This window comes from Planococcus sp. YIM B11945, assembly GCF_050864155.1.
Lineage (GTDB): Bacteria > Bacillota > Bacilli > Bacillales_A > Planococcaceae > Planococcus.
Genome location: NZ_JBOZWR010000001.1, coordinates 448,060 through 467,062 on the forward strand (window position 1 = coordinate 448,060; position 19,003 = coordinate 467,062).

The window sequence follows — 19,003 nt, forward strand, 5'->3', positions numbered from 1 at the left end:
CTATATTAACTGGCTGTTTAGAAGGACTGAATTTAACCTCTTCATGCGGCCTAAGAAAAAAGCGATGGCATAATAATGAACTTCAACTGACCATTACATTAACTTTGGAGAAATGTTAGAGTGATTGAGTTTACATATCATGTGTTATCAGAAGAACTCGATATTCTAGCTGCACTATCCAAAAGGAAGGGCGTGCTAAGTCAGCACCGCCCTTCCTTTTGCTTCTACCTAGACAAGTCTACTTTTGAAAATGGCGAATTTTGAAAGTGGTTGATAAAATGGAATGCGATTTATTGGTTTATAACAACCAAAACGGTATCCTGACTTTGATCTTCGCAATTGCCCAACAGATAATCCACTCGTTTATCTGACTCCTCATTGCGCAGTTCTGTGCAAACCGTTTCTGTCACTTTTTCTGAACTATGTTTATCTTTAGACCTATCCACTCTAAAATGAATCACCTTGCCATCGTATTGTAAATTTCGGTAAATGGGATCACCCTCTGTCGTATAAGAGATAATATTTATATGATCCGGATCCTTTTCAGTGAAGTTCTCCAAAAACGAGTAGAAACGATCCACATTTTCTATCTCTAATGTCGCCGTCGTAATCGTATCTGCTGCTGGAAAAGAAGCATGATCGTTCTGACAACCAACGAGAACAAGGCAACTGAATAAAACTAACACCCAATGTTTCTTCATGTTAACGCGCTCCCTTTCGCAATCCAAAGATAGAACAGCAATTACAATTAGATAAAAAATCTTCTTATTTACGGCAGATAGTAGCAAAAGAATTTGTCTCGTTGCACTTCTGGGGCAATAACGGGCAGGGCATTTTTAGTCCATGAAATAGCAACTGCTCCAAATATACCAAATAATAGAAATGGAGTAACGCTATTTTAGACTATTCTTCTGGAAACCAAAATAAAAGATTGAGTTTAAATATGAGGGATTATCGGAAGACAAGAAATCCATAAACGAATTTCTTGTCTTTTTAGTTTGTAAAAGAGAACTTTTAAGAACGTTTTCCAATTTTACTGGCATATAAATCACTTTCTAGGACATCCAATAGATCTTTTTCTCATCTTTGTGTATCTGTCTCAACCCTGCTTTCTCTAATACTCGGATGGAAGCACTATTTTCAAGCGAACAAGTCGCTGTTATCTTCTGTACACCAGACTGCCTTAATCCCCAATAAACCATCGCCAAAGCCGCTTCTGTTGCATAACCGTTGCCTTGATAGCGAGGCAGAATGCTGTATCCTAAATTAATTTCTCCTTTTTCATTTGGTCCCGCTTTGTATCCAATATCCCCAATGACAGTCTGGTTCTCTTTATCAATAATCAAACCTTCCCACTTGTTTTCCTCAGGATACTGGCTAAACCGTTCAATTTTGTACGGGAAGAACTGTTTATAGACATCCATGGGATAGTCAACAGGCACATTGTAAGGAATCAGTTTTTCTAGTTTTTCCACACCTTCCAACAAGGCTTTTATCATTTCTGCTTCAAAAGTTATTACTAATAGTCTATCTGTTGTGATTTTCGGCATTTTGTTTCCTCCTGTTTGCTAAGGGATCTCTAACGAATCATAATGTAAAACTTTTTCACAAGCATTTTTAACATTAATCAGCAACTATTCAATTGCAAAATGCAAGGGAGGAAGAGCAGTGGAAATCAGCAAGGCTTTTCCTCTCTTGACTAGATAAGTGAAGTTATTTTCGCGCTTTAATGATCATCGTGGTTGGAAACTTTTGCGCTTTGTAAAGTGAATAATAGCGGTCGGATACTTCCGGTTCCGTGTTCTTCAGTTGGAGCGGCACGTCCGCCTCGACGACTTCTTCAATGGTAAAACCGGATTGAATCAATGTATTTAAGTATGTACTGAATTTACGCTGCGGAATAACGACCGGCGCATCTTCCCCTTTGAACTTCTCGTAGCGCGTCATGCCTTCTGCCTGATAAGAGCCTTTTAACAAAATGTAGCCATTTTCACTCTGCAGATGGGGATAAAGCGGATGGTCCCAACTGAACAGGAAATAGCCGCCGGGTTTTAAATAGGAATAGATCAAGTTGAACGTGCTTTCCAAATCGCTAGTCCATCCAATGGCGTAGATGGAGTAGACAATGTCAAAATAGTCTTTGGGAAGACCACTATCTTCTTCCATAGCCGCGCAGTTTAAATTCGCCTGCAGCCCATTTAAGGTTTTCTTCGCGGTGGCGATTTGCTTCTCAGCAAAATCGACGCCCCATAATTCTGCAGCTCCTTGTGCGTTCATATAAGCCAAGGAATGGCCGCTGCCACAGCCGATATCCAGCACCTTTTTATCTTGAATTGCTTCAAATAGGTGCAGTTCTTCGTCTGTTTGCGTAAAGGGGCCGAAGCTTGGCAAAGCATCAATGCCGTTAAAGTGGCCGGCAACCGTATTTTAACTTTGTTGATTCTGTGTTACTATTTCCGTCTTCATTTTTCAGCCTCCGTTCTCTAGTTAGATTCTCGAAAAAAAAGCGAAATCCTGCCAAGACCCGCTTTACTGCTTAAAAGGGAAAGAAGTTATTTCTTTCTTTTTGTCTGCAAGAACATACAAAATAAAAAATGAGACAGGCTAAAACAGTGGAAATTAATGTTAATATATATTTAGTGTAAAGATTTCAAAAAAGGCAGTAATCAAAAAAATTCCGGAAATGACTGGTTGTGAAATGAGGAAAGGAGTGGTCATTTGGGCATCAAAGAAATTATAGAATCAGTTTTAAAAACGGTGGATAGCAATAACGAACGGTTGTTAATTCTAGAGGACGGGGCAATTTTCAGAAGTACCAGCATGGCGAATCCCCCTGCCGAGGAAGTGGCCATTGCCGAACTTGAAAGACAGATTGGGTATCAGTTGCCACAGGACTATCGTTCCTTTCTGCTGGAATACAATGGAGGATGGATTTATCAATTCATTTCTGATTTAGGAAGCCAGGGCGGCGGAGGATTGAAAGTTTTTTCATTACCAGAACTAAAAGAGAGACTCGATTACATGGAAGTGTACCCTGGTTTCTTGCCAATTGGCATCGTTTATGACCATTACTTGGCCATCAGTCTGGAAGCGGTTGAGAAAGAAGACCCCAATTACCTTTACCGAATAGATAACGATGATGGGCCACAAACTTTGCCCCTTAACTTCCATCTGTTTTTGGATCGCTTTGTTGTGGCTCAAGGGGCTCCGTTCTGGGATTGGCCAATTTACAACGCGGCTAGCCGCTATTACTTGGAGGGCGATGAATAAACCATTCATAGGTACTTTTCAATCAGCAGGGACTAAAAGGTTTTCATATCATAACTTATCAGAAGTAGTAGCTATTCTTATAAGAAAAGTAAAGAGGAAAGGCGGTGCTGATAAGCACTGCCTTTCCTCTTTTTTATTTAGTGCACTTTTACGAACGCCAATATATCTCACCGAACATATTCTAATTATCAATCAATAAAGAATCGGTATAATTAAGGAAAGAAAATGATGAGCGAACAAAGGGGAGAGCAAATGTTTAATCAAAAAAGAATAAGAGATTACGGGATAGAAATTGGCCAATTCGAAACGGGGGTGCATAATGCGATCACAGATGTAGAAGGGGTATCCGTCGGGCATGTGACGCTTAGCGATAAAAACATGCAGACAGGAGTGACTGCCATTCTGCCACATCAGGGCAACATATTTAAAGAAAAACTGATTGCTTCCAGCCATGTATTCAATGGGTTTGGCAAAACGATGGGGACGATCCAACTGAACGAATTAGGTGCTTTAGAGACGCCTATTCTTTTAACGAATACCTTAAGTGCCGGGTTGGCTTCAGATGCCTTGATTGATTACATGCTTGAACAAAACCCGGAAATTGGACGCACGACCGGAACGGTGAATCCGGTGGTCGGTGAATGCAATGACATGTTCCTAAATGATGTGCGGGCAAAGTTTGTGAAACCGGAACACGTTCTTCAAGCGCTGGAGAATACATCGGATGAATTTAAAGAAGGAACAGTGGGCGCCGGGACCGGCATGCTTTGTTATTCACTAAAAGGTGGAATCGGATCAGCCTCTCGGCTTTTGGACATACATGCTGAGAAATACACCATCGGGGTGCTGGTATTGTCGAATTTCGGCATCTTAAGCGATTTGCTGGTGAAGGGCAAAGCGGTTGGCCAGGAATTGAAAGAAGCCCTACTCGAACCGTATAAAGAAGAGGACAAAGGATCCATCATTATTGTTATCGCCACCGATCTTCCTGTGTCTGAGAGGCAATTGAATCGGATCATCAAAAGATCCATAACCGGGTTATCTAGAACGGGTTCAATCATTACCAATGGAAGTGGCGAGGTCGTCATTGGATTTTCAACAGCCACCAAGATTCCGCATGAAAAGTCGGAACATCTTCTGAACATCCCTCAAATTCACGAAGAAGAAATGGATGTGGCTTTTCGAGCGGTCGGGGAAGCGACTGAAGAAGCGGTATTAAATTCACTTGTGACAGCAGAAGCCGTGATGGGCCGGGAAGGAAATGAAAGACCGGCTTTTAAGGATCTTATTCAGAAGTTTGATATTTCGCTTATGTGAATGTGACAAAAATGCAGTTAAGTTACTTGCGGATAAAAAAGGAGTGAGTCCATTGAGGGAAATGAAACGATCACTTACGGCGTCTCTTTTATTGCTTTTGTTTGTAGCTGGCTGTGCCGATGAAGCTACACAACCTATTAACCAGCCAGAAAGTGAAGTTGCAGTAGAGACCATTACGGACCCTGACACGGAACCTGTTATCGATACGGTTGGGAATCTAACGTCTGACATGGTAGTTTATGATTATCGATATGATGCGATGGATCGCGGAAATTACGAATACTATGCAAAAGAAGTCGTGATTAATACAAGCTACTACGAAGAAAATGAGTTAGCCAGAGGAGATGTCATCGCTTATAAAGAGATGCCTGATGACCGATTCAATTTGACGCGAATTATCGCCTTACCTGGAGAAAAAGTAAAAATCGAAAGCGGTCAAATCTATATCAACAAAAAACAGCTTGATGCGTTCTATGGAAGAGCTCATCGAGTAGGATTGGACCTGGAAGAACTTAAGAGCATGTTGAAAGAGGATAATTTTAGTCTCCTTCAATCAAAAGAAAATGTGGAGAGCAATATAAATGACTTTGAGAATAGGAATGTAACCGAGGTGACGGTACCTGTAGACCAGGTTTATGTAATCGGAGATGACTGGTTCAGAACAACAATCTCGGGTCCCTTGCCAAGAAAAAATATCGCAGGTAAGGTACTGGGATATAAAGCAGAAGAATAGTTTAACTAACAAATTCAAGATTTCGCGAATGCATATGACGCCCTTATTGATGTTCAACGAAGGCGTCTTATCATCACCGACTGTATTTATACTTCAAGACAGATTTATCTTTGTTTGACTGTAACTTATTAGCAATTAAGTTATTTTCAAATTCCAGTAAAAGCACTGGTTATATTGGTTATAAAAAACCGAAAAAATCAGTCGCAAATAATGAAATAAGAAAGATTAGTAGAAACACCAGTTGGCTGATTGTATAAATATAGGCATTGGGATTTTTCGCATATTTGTGTTCCATGGCTGCTCTTATGATTTCGGTGGAAAAGAGGAGTACTAACAACAAAAACCATGTTTCCAAAAAGAAATAGGGTTTTAAAGGTAGCCTTGTCACATTAACAAAATATCCTATTACCATCACAGCAATACCGAAAATTCGGATGCTCCAATCGATTTTCTTGTGTTTATCATTTATATGGTTATTAGAGAATGCTTTTGGTTTCTCTACTCCTAACCACTTTCGCATGATGGCATTAAATAAGGCCAGCATTACGAGGAAAATGGCAAGTATGAGAAGTAAAGCTAACAAAAAAGAGGATTCAACGCCATACATGAAATCGCCTCCAATATTGTTCGATTAGGTACAATAACTATACCGATCTGTTTCCAATAATGTTTCATTTTTACAAAAAAGAGGAATTCAAAGAAAACTTTATCATGGTTTCGAATGTAAGTTAATAAGAAGTAAGTTACATTAAGGCCCTGATTTAGTCAGCTTCACTAAAAAACCTATTAAAACTGTTTTCATAAAAAAAAGATACATTTAAAAATTGCACCAAAAGGGTGTAAAGCTCGAAGTATAAAAGAAGAAAGGTATAACTTTACCAGAAGTGGTACCTTATCTAAAAAAGGAAGGATAGAAGCTTTTGCTTGAGCCACTCTATCCTTCCTTTCTTTAGTAGTTTTTAATAAATAGTGGCCAAAAAGCGTGATTATGCCATTATTAAATCAATTGGCTGCCGGAGATCGAGCGGGCAGCGTGGATGCCGCTTGTTGCAGCTCCTATCGTTCCGCCGCCAGGGAAAACATGGTCTCCGCAAATGTATAGGCGGGGCAAGCCTGAGCGGTGAGAGATGGAGTTGAACAACGCATTGTCAAGGGTCTGTGGGAACCCGCCCACATAGCCGTTTGGCCGGCCAGTATAGCGCTCCCAGGCTTTTGGTGCGCCTGTTTCCAAATGGACCAGGGCTTGCCGGAACCGAGGAACCACTTGTTCAATGGCGTCAAGCATGCGTTCTGTCAGTGTTTTCCGCATGTCTTCGTATTTCTCTTGCGTATCCCAATTCTCAGCTTTTGAGTGGGTCGAAACCGTCACGGTTTGAAAGCCTTCTGGAGCGCGAAGCAAATCACCCGGCCGGGAAGCGGACATAAAGAAGTGCGCACCTTCCGAAAGCCGGTCGCCGAGAGCAGTTGAAACTTGCCGAAACGGCGGCAAAGGGGATTGCAATTTTGTTGAATCGACTGTCATATATAGGGCCAGCGTAGTCCAGGTGGGTTCCGTAAGCCCTTTTTGGAGCGGCTTTTTAAGCTGTGAAATAAGTTCGGGTGCTAAAATGTTCGCCAGCTGATGGATTGGAATATTTAACACGACATCCGTTGCTTCGTATTGATTGCCGCGATGGTCTGTAGCGATCCACATATTATTGGCGCGTTCCAGTTTACTGAGGGCCCGCCTTTTTTTCAAGGTGCCGCCGTTTTCCAAGAGGCTTTGCCCCATTTCTTCAGCAAGCCGGTATAAACCGCCCGGAATGTAATAAGCCCCTTCGTGGTAAATATCAAGCGCTACTGCCGCAAGCAAATAAGAGACGTGGCTACTGTCCGTCTGCATGCTGTCAATCAAAAGCCCATCGATCATATGGCGAAACGGAAAGAGCTGATCCAAGCCATGGCGCTTTAACCGCTGCCCCAATGTTTGGTTGAACAGCGGCAAAAGCCGGGTATGCCGGGTGCGCAGCGAGGTTGTTAAATAGAGCCATTCCTTTGCAGTAGAGGGTGGCAAGGCGGGCAGTCGGTCCATTAATGTCCTTACAGTTGCAGCGGTATGGTAAATTTCTTGGTAAAATTCCTGAATCTGTTTTTCGTATCCCAGAAAATGGCGGATGAGCTGGTTGACATGCCGAGTCCGGTCTTTATAGAAAACAAATGTTGTTTCGGGATAAACCATTTCCATGACGGTTTCGAGAGGGTCGACTGGAAAAGGCCTATCCAAATAGCGAAGAACCCGCTCGTGGATGCCGTTTTTTTCGAAACCCATGCCGAGCGTGGCGCCTACGGGAAATACCTCGTTTTTCCGCTTGAATTTACCTGCGCTGCCGCCAAGCTCAGAAGAAGCTTCAAGCAATGTCACCTCTAATCCGTATTTCGCCAGCAAAGACCCTGCGGTCAATCCTCCGATTCCCGCTCCTGCAATCATTATTTTCTTTTCCATTTTCTTCGCAGCTCCTTTAAAATATCCTCTTTCCCGAATAACCATCCCAGACTTTTGGTTTTTTGGATGTTGCACTTAATTGCCCACTCTACCTTTTAGAAAATAAACTTTAACTAGTAATAATAGGAGGACTAGCCGGAAGGAGAGTTCTTTGGTCCAGTGCCAATAAATAATTCCAAAAGGCCGATCATAGATAGTAGCAATGGCTATCATACTAAGTACCGTATCGTCATTCAAAACTATGTGCTTAAGTAATGTAAATGCATTAGAAAGACTTATAGGTATGGTCAAGTCAACACAAACTGGAAAAAACGAAAAAGCAAAAAAGTTTATCCATTATTTCTTTGAATCTTTTCTCCGCAGCATCTCCATAAGAAATCTTCTGCATAAATTCTCATTTCATATCCTCCAAAGATAAAATATCAATATTTATTCACTGTAACACATAGCGTAAATCATCTGTTTTGTGACTGGAAGTGGTTTCCTCTCTCTCCGAAACGCCAAAAATATAATAAGCAAATTATAATAAAAAATTTATATAAATAAACGGCCATCCGTTAATTAAAGATGAACATCCCCAACTAGCGCAAGTTTTATTCATCACGGGTTTACGTATCATGATATACCAAAAATTGTATATAAGGAGAAGGAAAGAAAGTTGACAGAAAATTAACTTCTCTCTTTTTAGTATGGATAAAAGCAGAGGTTTAAACCTTGGAATGGTAATCCTCCGATTTGGCAATTTAAGTTTTAAAAGAGAATCAATTAGAACAGAAGAGCAGGTAAGAGTCATTCGACATGAATGCTTTCTTTCCTGGAAATTAAACTTTCATAAACCCTTTTTTTGACTAGTTTTCTGCCAATAGGCATTGTATATTGAATTTAATCAGCTTCATTAGGTAAAACCTGCAGCCCGATTTCTTCGCAATGTGCTGATCTTCTGATAATGTCTGTGCTTTTGAGGAAGACTACTAGCCGCTAGCAAAAGAATGGAGGAAAGAACATGGGGAAAGTAAGCTTTGGACTGATTCAGTCGATTGATGGGTTTGTCAATGACCGGAACGGGAAGACAGGGAAACTCTATGCCACTTTTGAACCGAACGAAGTCATTTTAGCATCTTGGGAAAATATTGGCGCCGTCGTGATGGGCCGAACTAGCTTTGATGGGGGTGAGCATCAAGATCCGGATGCCTATGCCGATTCTTATGAATTTCAAGTGCCATTATTCGTGTTGACGCATCGTCCTCCAGAAAAGCATCCTAAGGAAAACGAAAACTTAACGATTACGTTTGTAACGGATGGAATCGAAAGTGCGATCCGGCAAGCGAAAGCTGCTGCAAAGGAAAAAGACGTCGTCGTGTTTGGAGCGAATGTTGGCCAGCAGCTTCTGCGGGCAAAGCTGGCAGACGAACTGCAAATTGCAATTGCCCCTATTTTGCTTGGCAAAGGGCTGCGGTTGTTTGAGCATTTGGAGGATCTGGAGATTCAGCTGGAAAAAGTGCGCACCATCGAAACCGATCAGCAAGTCGAAATTTGGTATAAAGTGCTTCGCGAATAGTCGCAAAGGAATCATCATCTTAAATGAACGCAATAGAAGGGAGAGAGGCCGAGAGATCGGCCTCTCTCCCTTTTGTCTGGATAAGTGTGTTATCCAATCGGTAATAATCAATTTTGCTTTAGGTGAATTAAACATATTAAAAGTGGTGACTGAAACATAAACCGCTAACTAGGCTTTTTGCAGACTATTAGATTGACCGGGCATGAAACTAGAGCAGACTACTTGTAAACTTGGTGTCGAGCAAGCCATTTATATCACTCATAAATGAAAACGAAGTTAAGGGTTATCTCAGCCATGAAGAAGTACCATAAATGTTTTAAAGATTACCGATTCCTTAATTTTAAATTGAATAAAGGATTTGAACGAATATATCTTGAATTTTAGTTCTTATATGAAAACAGCAGCATTTTCAGTTAATGCAAAAAAATTTTAAATAGGCAGGTAAGAGAAAAAATTTTCTTGGATGGTTGAAGAGAAGAGGGATATAGGTGATTGCCATAATTGTTCTTTCCTTAATGATCTTAAGTGGATGTGTATTGATGTACGCTTCCATCTTTTCTGAAGACAAAGATATCGAACCAATTTCTATTTACGGTGCTGCTGATTTATTTGCAATTGTAGTTAGTTTGTTTTTGTCTTTTTCAACAATAAAAATTAAAAGAATTTTCATCTTTATATTGGGCTTATTTCTGGCCGGATTTTTCCTCTATATTTTAATATTCGGTTCTGTAGTTTGAAAAGACATTTGTCGAGTAAAACACAGCCTATGAAAATTCTGCCGACTTTATCTTTGGAGGAGAAAGCATGGCTATTGGAAGCGCTGAATCGGCAGTTCCCGCTTGGGCATGAATGGGCAAAAGACATTTTTTGCGACGAATCAACTCGATAGGAGGACAAACATGAATCATCCACTAGAAAATGCGATAAAGGAAAGGATTATGGAAGCATTTGAAGGGCCGCCGAGTCCATATACGGAAAGCTGGTTTACTAACAATCAGCCGAATGCAGGGATTTTTGGCGCAATGGAGGGAATAAATGTAAAACAAGCTTCAATCTCCATTTACGGCTCGACTTTGGCTGCTCATATTGACCACGTACGCTATCATTTGTGGGGGACCAACGAATTATTGAAAAGCGGTGTTTTTCCAGAAATGGACTGGGAGGAAAGCTGGAAAATTGCTTCAGTAGATGAAGTAAAGTGGAGTCAAATTCAAGAAGAATTAAGAAACGAATATGCCAGACTGTTAAAAGCATTCGACAACATTCAATGGACGGAGTATTTGGCCAATGAAATCTCAGGTTCTATAGCTCACTCGGCTTATCATCTTGGGGCTATCCGGCAAATGTTGAAAGGGATCAAGGATTGAATGATAGCGTTTGGTTTAGTCTTAAAGCACAGTCTTCTCCAAATCCAAATGAAAGCAGAATAAGAAAAGAGACCGTTTAATAAAAGGAGGGGTATTATGCAATTCATGCTAATTGTCAAAGCCTCAAGACATTCAGAGGCTGGGGAGCTGCCGAACGCTGAGCTTATCGAAGCTATGTCTAAGTTCAATGAAGAACTTGTAGAGGCAGGCGTTCGGGTGATGGCGAAGGGGCTTTATCCAAGTTCAAATGGACTTCGCATTTCGTATTCGGAACCAGGGGAAAAGCCGGTCGTCTCAGAAGGTCCATTTACGGAAACGAACGAATTAATTGCCGGATTTATCCTGTTCGATGTGAAGTCAAGAGAAGAAGCTGTGGAATGGACCATGAGGATGCCGGACCCGATGGGAAATGGCGAAGGTCAAATTGAATTGCGCCAAGTTCATGAAGGGCCGATGCAAACTGAGAATCCGGAAACCTTGTCTAATCAAATGGATTAAGATGAGATATTAAGTTTCTTCTCAATTTTAGTTTTGTAATAGAATTTTTTAAAATTTTGAATGGTGTTAAAGGTATGAAGGGGAGGATAACCGGTATGTATTTGAACGAAGCAACAATTTCCAAAAGCAATGAAATGATTATAATCGACGCGGATTGTAAAAAAACGATGTGATCGTCCTGTTAAAAGGTAAAAAGTGAAAACCTCATTCAGCTGAACGGCAACACCATTCTTGCGGTTTCAGCGGGGCATCGGATGATTCGTTTTATGAAGAGCATTTTTGCTTGCTTTATGATTCGACATTATCTTTTTACACAGTTGCAGGTGAACGAATTTCTAATTGTGATATGGGAACAGATATTTTCGAGGTGTTTTCGTAAAAGCAAGGCGTGCTTTGCATTTACGGAGATGAAGGCGTCTTTGGCAATAAAATCGGAAGAAACATTTTGAATTATGCTGCTCCTTTCCAGCAGCTGGAATCTTTCAACGACATTGCCATGCAAACCATTCTTTTGTAAGAAGCTCTTTTTGCCCGCTATAAACCTTATGCCTGCCTCAGCTGGGGAGAGGCCAATAAACTTAATTTTTTAAACAAAAAACTGGAAATTGAAAAATACTTGAACTGCCTTTTGACGCGGGCAATGTCGCCAACTTTGCCTTAACTTACGAATTCGGAGCGTTTTTGGAAGAAACGAAGTTATGGTGATGGGATTTTGAAACAACCGTAGAGGTATCCCAATACCCGAGAGGCTTCCCGTCAAAAACGAGAGCCATTTTCATCGCCACGAGTCGATGTTTGTTTCCGTTTTTGACCACGAAGTACGGACATTCAAACCCGTTGTATGAATAACGATATGAAATTAGAAAGGCGGCAAGTTCATGAAATGGGATAGGAAACTGCTCTCCACAGCTCGCGGAGATTTTGAAGTGTTTACCAAAGGCGAAGGTCCACCTTTATGCGTCACACACCATTACTCTGAGTTTAATGAAACAGGGGATTATTTTGCGGAGTCGTTCACAAAAACCAACCAGGTCTATCTCGTCAATTTAAGAGAAGCAGGAAGCTCTGAGAAAGCGGTTCACCCTTATCAATTGAGCATGCTGGAAACCGTATTGGATTTGGAAGCGATCCGTGAAGCGTTAAACATCGACAAGTGGGGATTCGCCGGACATTCTACAGGCGGCATGTTAGGGATTGTCTATGCCATTTATTTTTCAGACATGCTCAGTTTCAATGTGGTGGTCGGAGCCGCCGCACGTGACTACATGACGTTCTCGGACAATTGCATCTATAATTCCGGACACCATCAATTTGCCCGAATGCAAGAACTCATGGAAATGTTAAAACGGCCTGAGTTGCCTGCAGAAAGAAAAAGAGCGTTGAAAATTGAAAGGACCAAACTGTCTTTGGCGGACCCGACGAAATACGAAGAATATTTTTCCAAGAATATCAGCAAAGAGATGTCTGCTATCCGGCTGAACTTTTTTAGCAGAGAGCTGCATATGTTTGATGTCACGAAGAAACTAGCCTTCATAAGCACACCGACATTGATCATCTGCGGCAGATTTGACGTGCAATGCCCGCTCGAATACTCGGAAGAAATGGCTGAACTGATTCCGAACTCAACGCTTAGCATCTTTGACAAAAGCAATCATTATCCGTTTTTGGAGGAGGCAGTGGTTTTTAAAGAGGCGTACCGGGTATTTATCGAAAACTCAACTGAAGTGAGCAGTCAAATTGACATATCGAGTTAATTCGATATAAGATGCTTTTATGGATAATTTAAATGTGTTGGATATATTCAAAGCATTGTCTAATGAAACACGCCTTAATATTTTAAAATGGCTGAGAGAACCAGAGAAGAATTTCCCAGTGCAACAAGCGCATTTGCCTAAGGAGGTAAGCATTAAAGGTGGCGTATGTGTTGGGGATATTCAAGAGAAAGTGAATTTATCGCAATCCACCGTGTCCCATTATTTGTCGCTCATGCAAAAAGCAGGTTTGTTGGAAGCGGTGCGCTACGGGCAATGGACGTATTACCGGCGGAACGAAGAGACATTGGCGAAAATTGCAGCCTTTATCAACGGAGAACTCTAAGGCAGCGCCATGTCTTTTTTTTATTTCTTATATCGATATTTTTAGATATATCAATATGAACAGAACCAATTTATATCAAAATAAAACATTCTTGCAGCAGTTGCGAGAAAGTAAATTTAGGAGTGAGTTTTAAATTGGTAAAAACAGAATTGTTGAACACGAAACAAAAAGTATTGGCTTTTACATTAACGCTTTTAACGTTTGTAATGGGGACGAGTGAATTTGTCATTGTTGGCCTTTTAACGGAAGTTTCTTCCGATCTACATATCAGCTTGGCTACAGCGGGCACGTTAGTTTCCGGATTTGCGATTGCGTATGCCATCGGAACGCCTTTGCTGACAGCCTTTGTCAGCCGTTTTCCTAAATACCCGTTGATGTTGACGTTAATTTCGTTGTTCATCGTGGGAAATATCATCAGTGCCTTGTCCGGTTCCTATGAATTGTTGATTTTCTCTCGCATCATTACCGCGGTCGTGAGCGGCGTCTTGGTTGCGCTGTCGATGAGCATTGCCAGCGACATTATGCCGGAAAGCAAAAAAGGGCCGATCATTGCGCTGATTTTCGCCGGCTTTACGATTTCGAATGTCATCGGCGTTCCTCTCGGGACACTCATTGGGCAGCTCGGCAACTGGCAATTGACGTTCTGGTTCACGACATTGCTGGGCGTCATTAGTCTGGTCATGAGCATTTTTATCCTGCCGAGAAAGCTGAAAGTCCAAAAAGCGTCCGCTAAAGAACAGCTTGGGCTGCTGACAAATCCACGAATGATTTTGGCTTTCTTTATCCCGACATTTTCAATCGCCGGAACGTATACAATCTACACATACATCACGCCGATTCTGGAAGAAGGGCTGGGGATTTCCACAAGCTACGTAAGTGCCATCTTGCTTGGCTATGGTGCGTTTTCGATCCTCAGCAATATCTTGGCAGGCAAAATCGCCAGCCGCAACGGCGTAAGCAAGCTCCGCTTTGTGTTTATCGTCCAAGCCGTTATTTTAGGATCGCTGTATTTCACCATGGAATCCACTTATGCCGGCATTATCAGCTTGATGCTGATGGCAGTAATGATTTATGCCATGAACGCGACTATCCAACTGTATTTGATGAACTTGGCGAGTGTCTATTTCCCGGCAGCCAAAGATTTCGCTTCTTCGCTAACGCCAGTAGCTGTTAACATCGGCATTGCGCTGGGAGCGACACTCGGCGGCTATGTAGTTGCAAATGGCAGTTACATCCATTTATCATGGGTCGGCGCATTGTGCGCGCTGATCGCCTCTGGTTTGGCTTACGCCAGCTATCGTATGGATTCGAAAGAAAGCTCTTCCGGTGCCGTGTCACTGGAAGGGGCAAAATAAAGAAGTGTGAACACCTTGCCAATCGCAAGGTGTTTTTTTGTCTCTAGTTTACAGTTTTGGAAAAATAAAATGACTTTTAAAACCAAATGGCTGTAACTTTTTAGTTGAACTCTTGTCTAATCCAGCAAAAGGGGTGGAAAGAGATGAAACGAATGGTTTTATTCAGTTGTTTGATTTTAATGGGATGCCATGGAGAAGCGCTGTCTGGTACACATCAAAACGGTGGAGCTCTTTCAATCGAAGCTGCGGACACAATTGAAAGCCCTGTTTCCGGTGAAATAAAGAATTTAGAGCGGTTTCAACGTTTTTTAACGAATTTCAATCAAAAAGAGTCGGATCGAATTCAACTCATCCACTACACGGTCGAAGGAGATCCGATTTTTCAGGAACTGGCATATGATGGTGACGTTATTAAAACTACGATCGACAGTTCAGAAGATGCATACGGTTCGGGTGAGATTTGGAGCACAGTATGCGGCGAAGTAAAGGAGAAGAAGACAACTAAGGGGTCAGAGTATGTGTTAAGAGACTGTGAAGACCTGGAAGAAAATCTTTTATTTGTGGTTTCGGAAAAATAGAAAAGGGGTCAAGTATGAAAATAAGACACTCGCTATTAACGATTACATCTATTCTATTACTAACGGGCTGTACAAACGCTTCGAATGAAATGGCAACTGTTGTGGAAGAGGTTTCAACTGACTTTCCGCCAAAAATGGCTGGACTAGTTAATATTGAGGGAGAAATCTACGAAATGGAGGAAGGCAATAGTAGGTGGGAAAGAAAAAAAGGGGCAGAAACAGAAACGGTCTTAACGGATGCTCCATCGCCATCCAAACTGGCAGAAGATTTCCCAGCCATTGCGTTGGAACCGAGCACAAACATCGTGATTGAAATTGAAGGAAATCCGAAGCAGCGTGTTTATTTATGGACTGAAGAAGATCGTGATAAAGACATCGTTTTAGAAAACAATCAATTCACCGCTCCTTCCAGCAAAGGCCGTTATACGTATGAGGTGTTGGCGAACTGGAAGAACGGAGAAGTTTCTTATACGTTTGTAGTGGAAGTGGATTAGTTTCTAGCTCTTCAGTAACAAAAAGAAAATAGATTTCTCCGCACTTAATAGTAAAGGGGTTCCAAGTAATTCAGGGAAATCAGTAAAGACCAATCTAAAAAAAGCTAAAGAGGTGCTAGAATAGGAATTTTATTTAGCATTATATTTGGGCTGTCCGTCATATTTTCAATCGCCATTTTCTTTTATGCATTGATTGTCCATAATTGGAAAAGCTTTTTAGTGCTTGGAATTGTCACTTTTCCAATCTCTTTATACTTCTTTTCGGGTGAGACGCCTATTCAATATGCCGGCTTCTTTTCTGTGCTTTGTTTTATTGCAGCGGCATTTTTGTATGTGAAGGAAAAGAAAAGCATCGTTTTCTAACACGAATATACTTAGTTAAGGTGAATTCGTGCTGCATTGAGTGAAAATGGGCTGCTGGCTATTCTAGGAAGAGTCTTAAATATCGAACTAATAGCCATACTCTTCAAACTCCTGTTCAGTGCCATTAAAAACATTCACATCGATGAATTTTTCTTTTCCGTTATAGCCATCTAACTTTTCTCGGTCTGTGTACTGCCAAAAAGTCCACGATCGATCGTCGGATAAGGAAGGTTTGGAAAATACAGCTCGTATCCATATATCGCATTGCTCGAAACTGTTTTTTATGTACAGGTCGTATGCTTTTTGTGTCGTGTAAAGAATGACGCGCTTCTCATAATGCTTTTCAAGCAGAGTCACCATGTCTTGCAGCTCTTTTTCAACTTGTTCCCGCTCGGGGAGGTTTTTTTCTACATCGCCATAAAATTCAACGTCGATCACAGGCGGCAATGCGTCAGCATCTTTTGGCACTGTGTTAATGAAATTTTGCGCTTGCGTTATCCCTTTGCTTTCGTAACTGAAAAAGTGATAGGCTCCAATTCGCAAAGACGTATCTCCTGCATGATCCCAATTGGATTGGAAGTATTCATCGACAAAAGAGCTTCCTTCGGTGGCTTTGATGAAAGCGAATTTGATATCCTGATTTTGGATTTGGGGCCACTCAATATCTCCTTGGTAAGACGCTACATCAATCCCTTTTACCGGGTAATCTTCTGCGCTCGAAGCATTGGGAATAATCATGCCTTGATGCCATAATAAAACCAACGAGAAAATTGAAATGACAATAAAAATGAGCGGATACGCAATCATTTTTCTTTTGCTTCTAGTTTTATTCTTCATGCTCATAGTCCACACCTTTCGAGTCCATATTTGCGAAAACGTTCTTTTTTATTCTGCTGGTCGATCAAAATCTTTCATTACACTAGAAAGTACATCCTGATTCTTAATAAGACGAACTGGAATAGCTGGGGTTTCTTGCGTATATCTCAAACAATTTTAGTATTTTGGCAATTTTGTTTTTTGATTTCTTTCTTTAAAATTTTAATAAATTATCTTTATAAAAAGAAAGAAACTTGGCCAATAGTTTCTTTCTTTTTTTATATGAAGAACTAAAAAAGGATAATACACAATAAAAGAAGAATTAAAATTGAACAGGTAAAGAATGCCAATACAGTATTTAAAATAAATGGATGAGAGGTGAGAAACGTGCAAAGGCAAGCTTCTACTTGGAAAAAAATGATGGGAAATGGCAGCGTAATAATGTACAGCCAAACCAGCATTTTAGAAAAAGAAATCAGGCAGGTCAAAGCTGAAGGATTTGAGGTAGTTCGATTTGATTGTGCAGAGTGGGATGAGGAGGCTTTCCATAAAGAAGCCGCAAAGGCATTAGGGTTTCCCGCCTACTACGGTGAAAATTTAAATGCATTTAAGGATTGTTTGTCAGATTTAGAGCCAAAACACACCGGTATTTTATTGGTTTTTAATGGTTTCGACAAATTCCTTGCTCAATATCATGAAGTGGCCGTAAGTATATTAGACATCATCCATTGGAATTCCTGGGAGTTTTTATTGGAAGGAAAAGCATTGCTGAGTTTTATTCAATCGAACGATCCTGAAATAGAGATTCGTCCGATAGGGGGAATGTCTCCGCAGTGGAATGGGGAAGAATGATTTGGTGCAAATAGAAAGAACTAAATCCTTATACATGTAAACCATTTTAAACTTTATGAAAAAATCAAATGCTGGAAGGGGCAGTTTTATGAAAACCATTGAACAACTCGTCGGTTTTTTATACGGCAATGGTCCGCTAGTTCTGATCGTTCCTTCTCTTTTGCTTTTGGGATATGGGCTAATAAAGAAATCGCCTCAGCTCATCTTGTTTAGCAACATCTTGTTTTATCCGATCTTTTTGGCCCTCCTTTTTCTCCAGATGCAACCTTATTTTTATCCGTTTCTTATACTTCCGGTTATTCAGTTGTACTTCTACTTTAAACTCAAAAACAAAGTTGCTTAATTATCCTCCTGAATAAAACTGCATCTGTGGTCTCCAATCTTATTTGGAGGTGTTACATGACCCTAACCCTCGAACTCGTACTAGCAATATCAGCAAGTCTTGTCTTCGTCTATCTTTCCATCAGTTGCTTTGCAGTAGTTATAAAAAAATATGAGGAAGATGACGAAGAAGTATTGGATTTCCTCAGTTATGGGAATTAGGCTCTCGATATTTTCGCTTTGGTGTTAGAGAAGGTATTATGGCTTTCTAAAAAAATGTTTCCGTTATCCTTTTATTTAATCTTTTTTAAATTAGTGGTGTTTCTTTTTTGCAGTGGAATGCTCGCATTGATTTATTGGATTTGGAAAATGGAGCTCTATAAACCATTTTAAAGCCTGCTAATACTAGAAGAATGGAGAGGATGCAATGGCTATCTACTTCTTTACGTTTGAAGCCTTACCAAAGCTTGATAATCCGGAAATAGAAGAATTTGAAGGAGCTTTTGTAAATTGTTGGGTCCATTCAATAGATTTAAACTTAGCATTTGCGGAAGCAAGAAACTATATTAATGAAGAAGGCTGGAAAATAATTAGACTTGATTCCCAATATACTGCTTCTCGAGAGCTCTATGAAAATGATCCAGAGCTTTTAAATTCACTAAACTGCTTTGATGAAGCAGTGGAATATGGAGTTTCTGCAATTTTTCATACTTGGCCATATGAAGAGATCTAGTTTTACTTCCTTGAGCGCTATATTCATGTTCAGGTTGGTTTAAAAAATGCGATATACAAGAAATGAAAAAGGCGTCTAAGAATAATTGTTTAAACCAAAAGCTTCGATTTGTCTGTCCTTTTATTTATAAATCTTAATTTAAAGAGGAAGAACTTCGTTTGAAGTGCTT

At 40.6% G+C, this 19,003-nt stretch carries 21 protein-coding genes; 15 read left to right on the forward strand and 6 right to left on the reverse strand.

Annotation, left to right across the window (positions count from 1 at the left end):
* Positions 1–290: 290 nt before the first annotated feature.
* The 3 genes from ACRRQV_RS02305 to ACRRQV_RS02315 form a co-directional block, all read right to left on the reverse strand.
* A complete protein-coding gene (locus ACRRQV_RS02305) occupies positions 291–701 on the reverse strand; it encodes a DUF4362 domain-containing protein (protein ID WP_432527222.1) in 411 nt (136 codons plus the stop codon).
* A gap of 354 nt (positions 702–1,055) precedes the next feature.
* Positions 1,056–1,550 (reverse strand): GNAT family N-acetyltransferase, encoded by a 495-nt coding sequence (locus tag ACRRQV_RS02310; RefSeq protein ID WP_432527224.1) that lies wholly within the window; start codon positions 1,548–1,550, stop codon positions 1,056–1,058.
* A gap of 163 nt (positions 1,551–1,713) precedes the next feature.
* Positions 1,714–2,400 (reverse strand): class I SAM-dependent methyltransferase, encoded by a 687-nt coding sequence (locus ACRRQV_RS02315; protein ID WP_432527727.1) that lies wholly within the window; start codon positions 2,398–2,400, stop codon positions 1,714–1,716.
* A gap of 318 nt (positions 2,401–2,718) precedes the next feature.
* On the opposite strand from ACRRQV_RS02315, the gene ACRRQV_RS02320 reads away from it, so the two are divergent.
* The 3 genes from ACRRQV_RS02320 to lepB all read left to right on the forward strand — a co-directional run bounded on the left by ACRRQV_RS02320 (position 2,719) and on the right by lepB (position 5,320).
* On the forward strand, positions 2,719–3,270 hold the full coding sequence (locus ACRRQV_RS02320) for an SMI1/KNR4 family protein (protein ID WP_432527226.1): 552 nt from the start codon (positions 2,719–2,721) through the stop codon (positions 3,268–3,270).
* Between the two features lie 252 nt (positions 3,271–3,522).
* Positions 3,523–4,587 (forward strand): P1 family peptidase, encoded by a 1,065-nt coding sequence (locus ACRRQV_RS02325; RefSeq protein ID WP_432527228.1) that lies wholly within the window; start codon positions 3,523–3,525, stop codon positions 4,585–4,587.
* A 61-nt stretch (positions 4,588–4,648) separates the two neighbouring features.
* Positions 4,649–5,320, forward strand: a complete 672-nt coding sequence (gene lepB / locus ACRRQV_RS02330) for a signal peptidase I (RefSeq protein WP_432527729.1) — start codon at positions 4,649–4,651, stop codon at positions 5,318–5,320.
* A 178-nt stretch (positions 5,321–5,498) separates the two neighbouring features.
* Here lepB and ACRRQV_RS02335 read toward each other — a convergent pair whose 3' ends face one another.
* Together ACRRQV_RS02335 and ACRRQV_RS02340 are read right to left on the reverse strand one after the other, a co-directional pair.
* Positions 5,499–5,927 (reverse strand): DUF4181 domain-containing protein, encoded by a 429-nt coding sequence (locus ACRRQV_RS02335; protein WP_432527230.1) that lies wholly within the window; start codon positions 5,925–5,927, stop codon positions 5,499–5,501.
* Between the two features lie 390 nt (positions 5,928–6,317).
* A complete protein-coding gene (locus ACRRQV_RS02340; protein WP_432527232.1) occupies positions 6,318–7,802 on the reverse strand; it encodes a phytoene desaturase family protein in 1,485 nt (494 codons plus the stop codon).
* A gap of 1,003 nt (positions 7,803–8,805) precedes the next feature.
* Here ACRRQV_RS02340 and ACRRQV_RS02345 point away from each other — a divergent pair.
* The 10 genes from ACRRQV_RS02345 to ACRRQV_RS02390 all read left to right on the forward strand — a co-directional run bounded on the left by ACRRQV_RS02345 (position 8,806) and on the right by ACRRQV_RS02390 (position 15,749).
* Positions 8,806–9,360 (forward strand): dihydrofolate reductase family protein, encoded by a 555-nt coding sequence (locus tag ACRRQV_RS02345; protein ID WP_432527234.1) that lies wholly within the window; start codon positions 8,806–8,808, stop codon positions 9,358–9,360.
* 488 nt (positions 9,361–9,848) lie between these two features.
* Positions 9,849–10,097, forward strand: a complete 249-nt coding sequence (locus ACRRQV_RS02350) for a hypothetical protein (protein ID WP_432527236.1) — start codon at positions 9,849–9,851, stop codon at positions 10,095–10,097.
* A 162-nt stretch (positions 10,098–10,259) separates the two neighbouring features.
* A complete protein-coding gene (locus ACRRQV_RS02355) occupies positions 10,260–10,727 on the forward strand; it encodes a hypothetical protein (RefSeq protein ID WP_432527238.1) in 468 nt (155 codons plus the stop codon).
* Positions 10,728–10,823: 96 nt separating this feature from the next.
* Complete coding sequence (locus ACRRQV_RS02360) at positions 10,824–11,225, forward strand: YciI family protein (RefSeq protein ID WP_432527240.1); 402 nt, start codon at positions 10,824–10,826, stop codon at positions 11,223–11,225.
* Positions 11,226–11,613: 388 nt separating this feature from the next.
* Positions 11,614–11,742 carry a hypothetical protein gene (locus tag ACRRQV_RS02365; protein ID WP_432527242.1) on the forward strand — a complete coding sequence of 43 codons (129 nt, stop codon included), beginning with the start codon at positions 11,614–11,616 and terminating at the stop codon, positions 11,740–11,742.
* Between the two features lie 361 nt (positions 11,743–12,103).
* Positions 12,104–12,979 carry an alpha/beta fold hydrolase gene (locus tag ACRRQV_RS02370; RefSeq protein WP_432527244.1) on the forward strand — a complete coding sequence of 292 codons (876 nt, stop codon included), beginning with the start codon at positions 12,104–12,106 and terminating at the stop codon, positions 12,977–12,979.
* A gap of 19 nt (positions 12,980–12,998) precedes the next feature.
* Positions 12,999–13,322 (forward strand): ArsR/SmtB family transcription factor, encoded by a 324-nt coding sequence (locus tag ACRRQV_RS02375; RefSeq protein ID WP_432527246.1) that lies wholly within the window; start codon positions 12,999–13,001, stop codon positions 13,320–13,322.
* Positions 13,323–13,456: 134 nt separating this feature from the next.
* A complete protein-coding gene (locus ACRRQV_RS02380) occupies positions 13,457–14,677 on the forward strand; it encodes an MFS transporter (RefSeq protein ID WP_432527248.1) in 1,221 nt (406 codons plus the stop codon).
* A 143-nt stretch (positions 14,678–14,820) separates the two neighbouring features.
* Positions 14,821–15,255 carry a DUF4362 domain-containing protein gene (locus ACRRQV_RS02385; protein ID WP_432527250.1) on the forward strand — a complete coding sequence of 145 codons (435 nt, stop codon included), beginning with the start codon at positions 14,821–14,823 and terminating at the stop codon, positions 15,253–15,255.
* A gap of 14 nt (positions 15,256–15,269) precedes the next feature.
* Positions 15,270–15,749, forward strand: a complete 480-nt coding sequence (locus ACRRQV_RS02390) for a hypothetical protein (protein ID WP_432527252.1) — start codon at positions 15,270–15,272, stop codon at positions 15,747–15,749.
* A 450-nt stretch (positions 15,750–16,199) separates the two neighbouring features.
* Here the strand turns inward: ACRRQV_RS02390 and ACRRQV_RS02395 are convergent, their stop codons facing one another.
* Positions 16,200–16,919, reverse strand: a complete 720-nt coding sequence (locus ACRRQV_RS02395) for a glycoside hydrolase family 25 protein (RefSeq protein WP_432527254.1) — start codon at positions 16,917–16,919, stop codon at positions 16,200–16,202.
* Between the two features lie 387 nt (positions 16,920–17,306).
* On the opposite strand from ACRRQV_RS02395, the gene ACRRQV_RS02400 reads away from it, so the two are divergent.
* A complete protein-coding gene (locus ACRRQV_RS02400; protein WP_432527256.1) occupies positions 17,307–17,780 on the forward strand; it encodes a barstar family protein in 474 nt (157 codons plus the stop codon).
* Between the two features lie 748 nt (positions 17,781–18,528).
* Positions 18,529–18,834: a hypothetical protein gene (locus ACRRQV_RS02405; RefSeq protein ID WP_432527258.1), complete on the forward strand. Its 306-nt coding sequence runs from the start codon at positions 18,529–18,531 to the stop codon at positions 18,832–18,834.
* Positions 18,835–19,003 lie beyond the last annotated feature (169 nt).

What these genes read in the sequence shown, in the direction of transcription:
- ACRRQV_RS02355 (WP_432527238.1), top strand. Translation starts at nt 10,260, where the DNA reads ATGAATCATCCACTAGAAAATGCGATAAAGGAAAGGATTATGGAAGCA.
- ACRRQV_RS02345 (WP_432527234.1), top strand. Translation starts at nt 8,806, where the DNA reads ATGGGGAAAGTAAGCTTTGGACTGATTCAGTCGATTGATGGGTTTGTC.
- ACRRQV_RS02385 (WP_432527250.1), top strand. Translation starts at nt 14,821, where the DNA reads ATGAAACGAATGGTTTTATTCAGTTGTTTGATTTTAATGGGATGCCAT.
- ACRRQV_RS02340 (WP_432527232.1), bottom strand. Translation starts at nt 7,802, where the DNA reads ATGGAAAAGAAAATAATGATTGCAGGAGCGGGAATCGGAGGATTGACC.
- ACRRQV_RS02405 (WP_432527258.1), top strand. Translation starts at nt 18,529, where the DNA reads ATGGCTATCTACTTCTTTACGTTTGAAGCCTTACCAAAGCTTGATAAT.
- ACRRQV_RS02395 (WP_432527254.1), bottom strand. Translation starts at nt 16,919, where the DNA reads ATGATTGCGTATCCGCTCATTTTTATTGTCATTTCAATTTTCTCGTTG.
- ACRRQV_RS02370 (WP_432527244.1), top strand. Translation starts at nt 12,104, where the DNA reads ATGAAATGGGATAGGAAACTGCTCTCCACAGCTCGCGGAGATTTTGAA.
- lepB (WP_432527729.1), top strand. Translation starts at nt 4,649, where the DNA reads ATGAAACGATCACTTACGGCGTCTCTTTTATTGCTTTTGTTTGTAGCT.
- ACRRQV_RS02305 (WP_432527222.1), bottom strand. Translation starts at nt 701, where the DNA reads ATGAAGAAACATTGGGTGTTAGTTTTATTCAGTTGCCTTGTTCTCGTT.
- ACRRQV_RS02325 (WP_432527228.1), top strand. Translation starts at nt 3,523, where the DNA reads ATGTTTAATCAAAAAAGAATAAGAGATTACGGGATAGAAATTGGCCAA.
- ACRRQV_RS02360 (WP_432527240.1), top strand. Translation starts at nt 10,824, where the DNA reads ATGCAATTCATGCTAATTGTCAAAGCCTCAAGACATTCAGAGGCTGGG.
- ACRRQV_RS02375 (WP_432527246.1), top strand. Translation starts at nt 12,999, where the DNA reads ATGGATAATTTAAATGTGTTGGATATATTCAAAGCATTGTCTAATGAA.
- ACRRQV_RS02390 (WP_432527252.1), top strand. Translation starts at nt 15,270, where the DNA reads ATGAAAATAAGACACTCGCTATTAACGATTACATCTATTCTATTACTA.
- ACRRQV_RS02335 (WP_432527230.1), bottom strand. Translation starts at nt 5,927, where the DNA reads ATGTATGGCGTTGAATCCTCTTTTTTGTTAGCTTTACTTCTCATACTT.
- ACRRQV_RS02310 (WP_432527224.1), bottom strand. Translation starts at nt 1,550, where the DNA reads ATGCCGAAAATCACAACAGATAGACTATTAGTAATAACTTTTGAAGCA.